Origin of the sequence: Chitinophaga tropicalis, from assembly GCF_009758205.1 — a bacterium.
Classification (GTDB): Bacteria; Bacteroidota; Bacteroidia; order Chitinophagales; family Chitinophagaceae; genus Chitinophaga; species Chitinophaga tropicalis.
On record NZ_WRXN01000013.1, the window covers coordinates 141,970 to 154,478 of the forward strand.

At 49.0% G+C, this 12,509-nt stretch carries 3 protein-coding genes; all 3 read left to right on the top strand.

The window, feature by feature from the left end; genetic code table 11:
* The first annotated feature begins 4 nt into the window (after positions 1-4).
* From GO493_RS24380 to GO493_RS24390, 3 genes are read left to right on the top strand one after another with little or no spacing between them, the layout of a single operon-like run.
* A complete protein-coding gene (locus GO493_RS24380; RefSeq protein WP_157308850.1) occupies positions 5-3,049 on the top strand; it encodes a type I polyketide synthase in 3,045 nt (1,014 codons plus the stop codon).
* Positions 3,046-10,866 (top strand): non-ribosomal peptide synthetase, encoded by a 7,821-nt coding sequence (locus tag GO493_RS24385; protein ID WP_157308851.1) that lies wholly within the window; start codon positions 3,046-3,048, stop codon positions 10,864-10,866. Before GO493_RS24380 ends, GO493_RS24385 begins: the two co-directional genes overlap by 4 nt.
* The gene (locus GO493_RS24390) at positions 10,851-12,509 is read left to right on the top strand and encodes a cyclic peptide export ABC transporter (RefSeq protein ID WP_157308852.1); all 1,659 of its coding nucleotides are present in this window, start codon (positions 10,851-10,853) and stop codon (positions 12,507-12,509) included. Before GO493_RS24385 ends, GO493_RS24390 begins: the two co-directional genes overlap by 16 nt.

A 12,509-nucleotide genomic window follows, 5' to 3' on the forward strand; every position in this document is an offset into this window, starting at 1 on the left:
CAAGATGACGAATAATCAGAAATATACCGGATTAGAGATAGCAATAGTCGGGATGGCATGCCGCTTTCCCGGCGCCCGTAACTGGCGGGAATTCTGGGATAACCTGTCCGCCGGTGAAGAATCCATCCGCTTCCTGTCTGAAGAAGAGCTGGCAGCACTTGGCGTGGACAGGAGCACCTTTGAAGACGGGCGGTTTGTGAACGCTGTTGCCCGGCTGCAGGACAAGGATGTATTTGATCATTCTTTCTTTGGCTACAGACCGGACGATGCCAGTATCATGAATCCCGTACACAGGATCTTTCATGAATGTGTGTGGGAGGCGCTGGAAGATGCAGGATATGATCCGCAGCAGCAAAAAGGAGGAATTGGCTTATATGTTGGTGCAGGAGATGATTCCAACTGGAAGCTCTATGCGGGTATCCGGAACAGGGACCGCAAGCTGGACGAGATCACTTTCAATAACCTGGTCAGCAAGGACTTTCTTGCCTCCCTGCTGGCATATAAACTGAACCTGAAAGGCCCTGTTTTTTCTGTTAATACAACCTGTTCAACGTCGCTGGTAGCTGTCAGCCTGGCCTGTAAAAGCCTTCTGCTGGGAGAGGCAAAGATGGCGCTGGCAGGCGGAATTACGATCAGGACCAGCAAGGAGCGCGGGTACTTCTATAAAGAAGGAATGATCCTCTCCCGCGATGGCCACTGTAAAGCTTTTGACAAAGAGGCCAGTGGTACGGTTTCCGGTGAAGGCGCCGGTGTAGTGGTACTGAAAAGACTGGCGGATGCTATTGCTGACCGGGACCATATTTACTGTGTGATCAAAGGCAGCGCCATCAATAACGATGGCAGCAGGAAGGTGGGATTTACCGCCTCCAGCGTGGAAGGACAGGCGGAATGTATTGCCAGGGCGCATAAGTTTGCCAGGGTAGAGCCGCATACCATCAGCTACGTTGAAGCGCATGGAACAGGTACCCTGCTGGGAGATCCCATAGAAATAGAGGCTTTGAATATCGCCTTCGGTAAAGACAAGACATCACCTATTGCCATCGGCTCTGTAAAAACAAACATAGGCCACCTGGATACGGCGGCCGGCGTGGCAGGCCTGATCAAAACGGCCCTCAGCCTGAAACATAAAAAGATACCTGCCAGTCTTCACTTTACAGCGCCTAACCCGGAGATAGATTTTGACGGAGGCCCTTTTTATGTGAACGACCATCTGCAGGAATGGAAACGGAATGATGCTGCACCACTCCGCGCCGGTATCAGCTCTTTCGGAATAGGCGGTACCAATGTACATGCCGTGCTGGAAGAAGCGCCGGCGCCGCAGGCCACAGATCCGGAACGCACCTATAAACTGCTGACCGTATCAGCGAAAACAGAAGGATCGCTGGGCCGTTACCTGGATAGCCTGCAGGACTTCCTGCTGAAGGAGCCGGGAACCAACCTGGGAGATCTGTCCTATACCTTACAGGCCGGGCGGAAACATTTCACGTGGCGGCAATCACTGGTGTACCGCGACCGTGAAGACCTGTTAAGCCAGCTGCAGGACAGCCGTAACAAAGGCCTGTTTGTACGCAGCCAGGAACGTAACGGAGGGCTGGTATTCCTGTTCCCCGGCCAGGGCTCCCAGTACCGTGAAATGGGCAGGGACCTGTATGCCGGAGAGCCGGTGTTCCGCCAGGAAATGGACCGCGGTTTTTCGATCATAGAGAAGCTGACGGGAGAAGATTTCCGAGAAGTATTGTTCCCCTCATCACCGGAAGATACCCGTATCAATGATACGCGTTATACCCAGGCGCTGATCTTCCTGGTTTCCTATTCGCTGTCCCGCGTATTGCAGGGCATGGGAATCAAACCCCGTTATATGCTTGGTCACAGCATAGGAGAATATGTAGCCGCCTGTATGAGCGGCGTGTTCAGCTTTGAAGATGGTTTACGGCTGGTACTGAAGAGAGGAGCGCTGATGGGCAGTGTTGAGAAAGGAATCATGGTAAGCGTGGGCATGAGTGCCGGGCAGGCCACATCGTACCTGGAGACAGGTATTTCACTGGCAGCAGTGAATGGCCCTGAGCAGGTAGTTTTTTCCGGCGAGCCATCACAGATGGCCTCATTGATGGATAAACTCTCTGCCGCAGATATACCCCATGTGAAGCTTCATACCTCCCATGCCTTTCATTCATCGATGCAGGACCCCATCCTGGAAGCGTTCCGTTCAGAGCTGGAACAGGTAACGTTCAATAAGCCTGAGCTTCCGTTCGTGTCTAACCTGACAGGAGGCCTGATCAGTGCGGAGCAGGCCTGCAGTGCTGATTACTGGGTACGTCACCTGCGTGAGACAGTGCAGTTCAGCCAGGGAGTGACTACGTTACTTCAGCAGGGCAAAGGCCTGGTATTCCTTGAAGTGGGAGCCGGGGCTTCATTGTCCAAACTGGTTAAACAGCATTTACCCGGCGTAACGGATGTACCGGTAGTGAACCTTGTGCGTGGAGTGAAGGAGGGTGCCGATGATGTACGTTACCTGAACAATGGTCTTGGCCAGCTGTGGAGCGCGGGAGTAAGTTTAGACTGGGATGCTTTTTACGGAGAGGAGCGTCGTAACCGCATTTCGTTGCCTGGCTACAGTTTTGAACCGGTGAAGTTCCCTACAGAGGTAGATCCTTTCGAAAGTGGATTCTTTTCGGCTGACGCAGTGGCAGTCACACTACAGGAAGAAGATACGCAGCGTGAATATGTGTTTGTCAAACAGGAACGGAATGGCCTTTCAACTGTTTACACAGCTCCTGCAACAGAAACAGAAGAAACGCTGACGGCACTGTTCGAAGATTTTTTTGGAATGGAAGGAATAGGAGTGGAGGACAATTTCTTTGAACTGGGAGGAGATTCATTGAAGGGAATGCTGTTATTGAGGAGAATAAAAAAGGAATGTGAGATCAACCTGGCGGTGAAAGACTTTTTTGACAGGCAGACCATACGCCAGATCGCACTTTATATAGATGACATCAAATTGTTGCTGGAAGAGAAAAGCAATGCTTCAAACAAATCGTTTATTATATGAACATCATACATCTGATCAGGGATTTTAAGGATAGCGGTATTGACATTTCCTTATATGGAGAAGATCTGAAGATAAGCGTTGAGGGTGATATGCCGGCGGAAGATGTGCTGCAAAAGCTCAGGGCCAGCAAGGCTGCCATTATTGATTTTTTGAAGAAGGTGCAGTCCGGCACCAGCACTGATATCCCTGTAACCCCAAAGCAGGAATCCTATCCTTTATCTTCTTCTCAGCGCAGGTTGTGGATACTGAGCCAGTTTGAGGAAAGCAGTATGGCTTACAATATGCCAGGCGTTTACATATTTGAGGGTGAGCTGAATGTGGCTGCGTTATCACATGGTTTTGAAAAGCTGGTTGCCCGCCATGAGAGCCTGCGTACGGTATTCAGGCAGGATGAAGAAGGAGAGCTGCGTCAGCTGATCCTCCATCCGGGAGAAACCGGATTTGAAGTATTATCTGCAGACCTCCGGCAGGAGGAAGACCGCGATGGAATTGTCCGCCGGTGTGTGCAGGCAGAGATCACCACACCGTTTGATCTGTCTGATGGCCCGCTGCTGCGTGCCGCCTTATACCAGGTAGCAGATAACAAATGGGTATTTACCTATACCATGCATCATATTATCAGCGATGGCTGGTCCATGCGGATACTGATGAAAGAGCTTTTACTTTATTATAACGCATATGTTAAGGGCGAAGAGGTGGCTATTGCGCCTTTGCGTATCCACTATAAAGACTATACAATATGGCAGCAGCAACAGCTGAGCGGCCAACAGCTGCAATACCACAGGAATTACTGGTTAGAGCAGTTCAAAGGGGAATTGCCCATACTGGCATTACCGGGGGACAGGCCCCGTCCGGCTGTTAAAACGCATAATGGCGGGTTGGTGCATGTTTCTGTGGACAGAAATGTAGCGCGGAACTTCAAAGGGATGGTACGCGAACAGGGGGGCAGCCTGTTCATGGGACTGCTGGCAGCTGTGAACACTTTACTGTACCGTTATACCGGCCAGGAAGATATTATTATAGGTAGTCCTGTTGCAGGGCGCGAGCATACAGACCTTGAAGACCAGATCGGTTTCTATGTAAACACACTGGCGCTCAGGGCACAGTTTAAAGGAAATAAGAGTTTCCGGGATCTGCTGGACCATATCAGGGAGGTGACATTAGGTGCGTATGAACACCAGGTATATCCTTTTGATGACCTGGTAGACCAGCTGAACCTGCAGCGTGATATGAGCCGTAATGCGCTGTTCGATGTAATGGTTGCATTACAGAACACGAAGATCAGCAGTCGCGATGAACAACGCTCCCTGGCCGGAATAAATGTAGCCGGGTACCAGAGTAGCGGAGAAGTGATCAGCAAGTTTGATCTGACCTTCAATTTTGCAGAGCAGGGAGAGTCCCTGCTGCTTGACATTGAGTACAACAGTGATATCTATGAAAAATCTACGATGGAGCGGCTGGGCACACACCTGGGGCAATTGCTGGCAGCTATAGCTGCAGCGCCGTCCATCCCGCTGAACCGGCTGGATTATGTGAGTGCAGCGGAGAAGGAACAGTTACTGTTTGCCTTTAATGATACTACACATGATTACCCTTCTGATAAAACGCTGGTAGCCTTATTTGAAGAACAGGTGGCACGTACGCCAGAGCAGGTGGCATTGGTGTTTAACGGTACTTCCTTTACTTACCGTGAACTGAATGAACGGGCCAACCAGTTAGGCGCTTACCTGCGTGAGCAGTATCATATCCGTCCTGATGATCTTGTGGGTGTTCAGTTACAGCGTAGCGAGCAGATGATCATTGCCCTGCTGGGCGTACTGAAATCAGGCGGCGCGTATGTGCCTGTTGATCCCGGTCATCCGCAGGAGCGTATTGATTATATGCTGCAGGACAGTGGTTGTAAAACACTGCTGGATGCAGGCGCTATGGAGCGCTTTACGGCAGTAGCAGATAACTATAGCCGTGAGGACCTGCCTTTGGTGAATCAACCCACAGACCTGGTGTATGTGATCTATACTTCCGGCTCTACCGGTCGTCCTAAAGGCTGTATGCTGGAACATCGTGGTGTGATCAACCGTATAGAATGGATGTGGTCTCACTATGGTTTCCGTTCAGATGATATCATCCTGCAGAAAACGACGTTCACTTTTGACGTATCAGTCTGGGAGCTGTGGATGCCCTTATGCTGGGGCACCCGCATGGTGCTCTGTGAACAGGATGATATAGGTTCACCGGACCGTATCGTAGCACTGATCAACCGCGAGGGTGTTACCTGCCTTCACTTTGTACCAAGCATGTTACAGGCGTTCCTATCCTCCGTGGAAGACCGTTCAGATCTGGCAGAACAGTTGCAAAGCCTCCGCCGTGTTATTACGAGTGGAGAGGCCTTACCGGTGGAAACGGTGAACAGCTGGTATGACAGGGTGGATGTACCCATCCATAACCTTTACGGCCCTACGGAAGCATCTGTGGATGTAACCTACTATGCCACCAAGCGTGGAGATCGTCGTATCCCTATTGGCCGTCCTATCTGGAACACGTCTATGTATGTGCTGGGCAGTGATGATCAGCTGGTTCCTGTGGGCGTAGCAGGGGAGATCTGTATAGGAGGCACTGGTCTGGCGCGGGGTTACCTGAACAAACCGGAGCTGACAGCGGAGAAGTTTGTAGCAGATCCGTTCAGGGCCGGGGAGAGGATCTACCGTACAGGAGATCTTGGTCGCTGGCTGGCAGATGGGAATATAGAATACCTGGGCCGTAAAGATGACCAGGTGAAGATCCGTGGTTACCGCATAGAGCTGGGAGAGATAGAGTCTGCATTACAGGGCCATGAGTCAGTAACAGCAGCAGCAGTTATAGCCAGGGTTGTTGGCAGTGGAGAGAAAGAGCTGGTAGCATATGTAGTAGGAGGTGAAGCCCTGCAGGCATCGGTGTTGCGGGCTTACCTGGGCAAGACCTTACCTGCTTACATGGTGCCGGGTTATTATGTACAGCTGGAAGCGCTGCCTTTATCACCCAACGGGAAGCTGGACCGCAAGCGGTTACCATCGCCGGAAGGTATGGGATTGCCTGGCGGACATGAATATGTAGCTCCCCGGAGTGCAACTGAAAAACAACTGGCAGAGATCTGGGAATCTATACTGGGTAAACAACAGATCGGCATAAAAGATAATTTCTTTGAGCTGGGTGGTCATAGCTTGAAAGCTACGCGGCTGGCCAGCCAGGTATATAAAACATTTGAAGCAAAGATCAGCTTAAAGGACCTCTTTGCTGTTCCGGTGCTGGAAGAGCAGGCGGCTTTTATACAGCGTGCTAAAAAGACAGCATTTGTGGAGATCAGCACTGTACCTGTACAGGAGCATTATCCGCTGTCATCTTCCCAGTACAGGTTATGGGTGTTATGCAGGATGGAAGAGGCTAACATCTCTTATAACATGAGCGGAAGTTATTTTTTTGAAGGTCAGCTGGACTTTGAAGCACTGGCAGCCGCCTTCAATACCATGATTGCCCGCCATGAAGTGCTCCGCACTGTTTTCAGGGAGCTGGAGAATGGGGAAGTACGTCAGTATGTGCTGCCTGTAGAGGAGTCCGGCTTCAGTATCAAATACCTGGACCTGCGGGAGGAAGCAGACAATGAAGCAGTGATCCGCAGACTGGTAAAAGAGGATATGACCACTGCCTTTGATCTTGCAAACGGACCATTGCTGCGGGTTGGGCTGTATCAGCCTGCTGATAACAAGTGGGTATTTTCTCACGTAATCCATCATATTATCAGTGATGCATGGTCTATGGATATACTGGTGGGCGAACTGTTGTTGTTCTATCATATGCACAGGAACAGGAGAGAGAACCCGCTGTCTCCCCTGCGCATTCAATACAAGGATTACGCATCCTGGCAGCAGGAGCAGGTGAATGGTAATACATTGGATGATCAGAAGGCTTACTGGCTGAAGCAATTTGAGGGAGAGCTGCCGGTGCTGCAGCTGCCTGCTGACAAGATACGTCCTGCATTGAAAACGTATAATGCCGGTAGTATAAAGAGACGTATCAATACAAAACTTACCGGTGAACTGAAGTCTCTTTGCCAGGAAACAGGCAGTACGCTCTTTATGGGACTGCTGGCCACTATCAATACCCTGTTATACCGTTATACCGGGCAGGATGATATTATTGTTGGCAGTCCTGTGGCCGGCAGGGCGCATGCAAACCTGGAAGACCAGATAGGCTTTTATGTAAATACGCTGGCATTGAGGACCCGTTTTGAGGGTACTGGTACTTACCGGCAGTTGCTTGAGAATGTAAAGCAGGTAACGCTGGATGCCTATGATAACCAGCTGTATCCCTTCGATAAGCTGGTCGATGCCCTCAACCTGAAGAGGGATATCAGCCGCAGTCCCTTATTTGACGTAATGCTTGTACTGAAACAACCGAATAATATTGAGGAAAGCGCCAGCCAGGACGACATGAGAATAGGGGCTTATGAAGGAGAAGAGCATTTAACAGTAAAAGTAGATCTCACCTTTGATGTATTTGATACAGGGAATGAACTGTATATCCGTGTCGGATACAACAATGACATATATGCCAGGAACAGCATGGAACGCCTGGCAGACCACCTGGAACAGCTGTTAGCCGTTGCCGCAGCCAGCCCGGATATGCCGTTAAACAGGCTGGATTACCTGAGCCCGGCAGAGAAGGAACAGCTGCTGCTGACATTTAATAACACTGTGTATGATCGTCCTGCAGATAAAACGTTGATGACATTGTTTGAAGAGCAGGTAGTACGTACCCCTGACCAGGTTGCATTGATGTTTAATGGTAATTCTTTCACCTACAGGGAACTAAATGAAAGGGCCAACCAGCTGGGGCGTTACCTGCGTCAGCAGTATCGTGTAGGTCCCAATGACCTGGTAGGCGTCAGAATGCGCCGTAGTGAGCAAATGATCATCTCCCTGCTGGGTGTGCTGAAATCAGGGGCTGCTTATTTGCCGGTTGATCCGGATTATCCGCAGGAGCGGATCGACTATATGCTGGAAGACAGTAACTGTAAGATGCTGCTGGATGCAGCCAGCTTAAAACATTTTTCGACAGTAGCAGATAACTATAGCCGTGAAAACCTGGCAATGGTGAATCAACCTGCTGACCTGGTGTATGTGATCTATACCTCCGGTTCTACCGGTTCTCCTAAAGGAGTGATGATTGAGAACGGAAACCTGGTGAATTACCTTATTGCGATCAATGATGTTTATCGTTTAAAAGGAGATGAGCGTATCCTGCAGACCTCTAATTTTTCATTTGATGCTTCCGTTGAACAGATATTCCTTTCTCTTGTATCTGGTGCTACGCTATATGTGATCACCGCAGATCTGCTGATAGACGACGTTGCATTGAATGCCTTCATACAGGAGAATGCTATTACACATCTGCATGCGGTACCGGCCATATTGGATAAGATAGCTGTTGAGTATAGCGCTTCTCTCAGAAGAATTATTTCTGCGGGGGAGGATTGTCCTTCTTCATTGCTAAACAGATGGCATTCCCGTGTTAACTTCTACAATAAATATGGCCCTACAGAAGCTACAATTTCTTCCGTCATTTTCCAGGCAGACAGGCAGATGCCCATGCTTTCAAAAGTGCCGATAGGACGCCCGGTGAGTAACAAAATATACATTGTTGATGAATTGGGCGCGTTGGTGCCTGCAGGTGTAACCGGAGAACTTTGCATAAGCGGAGCAGGTGTTGCGCGAGGGTACCTGAACAAGCCGGAGCTGACAGCAGAAAAGTTCGTTTTGAACCCTTATAAAGCAGGGGAGAGAATATACCGTACCGGCGATCTTGCCCGTTGGCTGGCAGATGGCAGTATAGAATATCTTGGTCGCAAAGATGACCAGGTGAAGACCCGCGGTTATCGTATAGAACTGGGCGAAATCAAGAACGCGTTGATGGCCTGTAATGGGGTGAGATCTGCTGTAGTTGCTGCCAAAACAAATGCTTACGGAGAGAAGGAGCTGATCGCGTACCTGGTGGGTAGTGGCGGACTGAATGTTGCAGGTATCAGGTCGCAACTTAGCAAGACCTTGCCGGTATTCATGGTACCTGCGTATTATGTACAACTGGAATCACTGCCGTTATCGCCGAACGGGAAGCTGGATATGAAGAAGCTGCCTGTCAGGGAAGGATTGGCAATGACCACAGATACGACGTATGAGGCGCCCCGTAACGAAACGGAGCACGTTCTTGTGAAGATATGGGAAGAGGTGCTGGGCCGGGAAGGAATTGGTATCAGGGATAATGTCTTTGAGCTGGGAGGTAACTCTATTAACCTGATCAGGCTGAATATGGGAATAAATAAGGCTTTTGGAAGAAACGAGCCGCTGAAGACCATGTTCCATCTTCCTACTGTTGCGGAAATGGCTGAATATCTGGAATCAGGCGCTACCACTGAAACAACATCCATAGTAAACGTCAATACAATCCCTGCTCTGGCAGCGGATTCACCTGCCGGAATATCATATAATATGGCTGGTTATTTCTCAGGGTGGTCTTCACTGGAAGATCCGATGGTATTGTATGTAGAGTACCCGGAGATAAACATAGATGCTCTCAGGCTGGCTGTGAACCGGCTGGTGCAACGGCATGAAATATTAAGGACTGTTTTTGTTGCGGATAATGACAGCATTTTCATGCAGGTATTGTCTGCAGCAGAATGGCAGGTAGATGTGAGCGAGCATCCTGTGAAAATGACGGCGGAGATGTGTGCAGAATTCATTGCAGAAGAACACCGGAGGGAGTTTGACCTGTATAAAGGGCCGTTACTTTTCGTAAATGTTTTGAGACTGGAGAAAGGCATGTCACTTGTGGTACTGAATATGCATCATGCCATTTCAGATGGTTTTTCCTCAGGAATACTGAAGCAGGAACTTATGCAGCTGTATGCAGGAGCAACCGGTAGGAACGAAGCTGATATATTGCCATTGCCGTTCCAGTACCGCGATTTTGCAAGGTGGCAGCAAAGCTTTGTGCAGTCCGCAGAAGGGGAAAAACATAAGCAATACTGGCAGCAAAGACTGAATGAATGTCTACCTGAAGTAAGATTTTCTGCCAGGGAAAAGATCGTGCATACAAAACAGAATGGCATTTGCAGCAACCTGTTAATTGAAGGCTTCCTGCTGGAAGACCTGGATGCGTTCGCGAAGGAGAACAAAGTTACGCGCACCGTTTTTCTGCTGGGAGTATTGAACATAGTATTGAACAGATTGACGAACCAGGCTGATATTACTATCCTGACACGCCTTTCCGGGCGGCATCACAAGTACTATGGAGATATGGATGTAACAGGGTTGATCGGCTTCTTTGTAAATACCCTGCTTATCAGGAGCAGGATTGACAGTAATACTCCTGTACCGGCATATTTCCGCGAGCTGCAGGAAGATTTCCTGGATGACCTGGGCTTTAGCGCCTATCCGTTCGGAAAGCTGATCAACGAGCTTCCCGGTATATCGCCGGCTGCTTTCCTGGGTTCAACAGTTGTATATAACTACCATAACTATGACTATCTCCGGGACGTAACATACAGAGAAGAGCCGGGGTTGGCGGAGAACCATCATAGGCCAACTATACAGACAGCACTGGTGCTACACGTAAAGGAATTCGGGAACTGTCTGCTGCTGGAATTCATAGGTAGTGAAAATGTATTCAGTGAAAACGATCTCCTGCATATCACCTCGCTTTACCACTCACTACTGGAGCAGGTGCTGTATGAAAGAAGATCATTGTATAACGTCAGTAAAGAAAATTTACCATGCGCAGAATATTAAAGATTGTGTTACCCCTGATCGGGAAAATGGGATTCTTCAGGTACACGCTGCTGGGAATTCTTTCAGGGCTGTTCAGCTTCCTGTTCATCAACCTGGTCACCAAAGTGGTAGGCCTTATCATTGCCGGCAATTTTACCGGCATCAGCAGGGAATACATCGTCATCTTTGCATCCGTGATATTATTGTTTATATGGATCAGGAGAACTTTATCGCTCGCCATTATCAACCTTGCCCAGACGCTCTTCTGGCAACTACGGTTGCAGATACTGTCGTATGTGCTGAAAGCAGGATACCAGCAACTGTCAGGGAGGAAGGAGCGTATATATTCAGCGATATTCAATGATGTATATATCCTGACAGATGCTTCAATGAGCATCATCAGCTTTGCCACTTCGCTCATACTGGCGCTGGCCAGCCTTGGATATCTTGCCTCCATTTCCTTTACGCTGTTCCTTATTACTTTAGGGGTAGCGCTGCTGGGAGTGACAGTGTACCATATCGGTACTAAAAAGAATAACCGCAGCCTGCAGAAAACGAGGGTACTTGAAAATAAGTTTGTGGCAAAGGCAAATGCTTTACTGGACGGTTTTAAGGAGATATACATTGAACCCCGGAAGGGAAAGGACATTTATGAAAACAGTATCGATCCTATTGCAAAGGAGGCATACCGGAGCAATACACTCGCCTTTACGGGTTTTCTCAACAACCAGATCACAGGACAGGTGCTTTTCTATATCCTTATTTCTTCTGTCCTGCTTTTTTTCAGCATCACGCTTAACATTAAACCCAAAGATACTGTCAGCTTCGTATTTACCCTTCTTTACCTCTTAGGCGCTATTGAGACCATTATGGTAATACTACCGGGACTTATGAGGGCAAGAGTAGCTGCCAATCACCTGGTGGATCTGAAGAATGAGCTGGAAGAGGCCGGCTTCAGCAATCCTCTCCCCGAAAAATATATCAACCGGGAGGAATTCGAAAGTATATCTGTCAGGGGACTGGAATTCAGGTATGATGATAACGAAAGCGCTTTTGGTGTAGGACCGGTGAACTTCGACATCAGGCAAGGAGAGGTGGCCTTTATATATGGAGGTAACGGAAGCGGCAAAACCACCTTTGTCTACATGACGCTTGGGCTATGGCTGCCGTCAGCCGGTGAGATCAGGTTGAACGGCGTACGTGTCAGCCATGATAATTATCCTGCATACCGGGCTGCGTTCGCTGTTGTTTACAGTAATTTTTACCTGTTTGAAGAGTTGCTTGGACTGGAGACATTCAACCGGGAAAAATGGAACTATTATATCCGGCTATTTGAACTTGAAGGAAAGGTAACACTGGAAGGGACAAAGTTTTCCACTACAGAGCTTTCTACCGGTCAACGGAAGCGCCTGGCGCTTATTGCTGCGCTCATGGAAGAAAAACCAGTACTGGTCATTGATGAATGGGCTGCTGACCAGGACCCCTATTTCAGACGGAAGTTCTATACAGAGATCATACCCCTGCTGAAGAAAGAAGGCATTGCCATTATTGCCATAACCCATGATGACAGATACTATAACTGCGCCGATAAGCTATACAGGATGGACTATGGTAAGCTTGTCAGGGAATCGGTTCCTGATCCTATGGCGTCAATGCTCAACTGA

Excerpts from the sequence above, each read along its gene's own strand:
- GO493_RS24385 (WP_157308851.1), top strand. The coding sequence starts at position 3,046 with ATGAACATCATACATCTGATCAGGGATTTTAAGGATAGCGGTATTGAC.
- GO493_RS24380 (WP_157308850.1), top strand. The coding sequence starts at position 5 with ATGACGAATAATCAGAAATATACCGGATTAGAGATAGCAATAGTCGGG.
- GO493_RS24390 (WP_157308852.1), top strand. The coding sequence starts at position 10,851 with ATGCGCAGAATATTAAAGATTGTGTTACCCCTGATCGGGAAAATGGGA.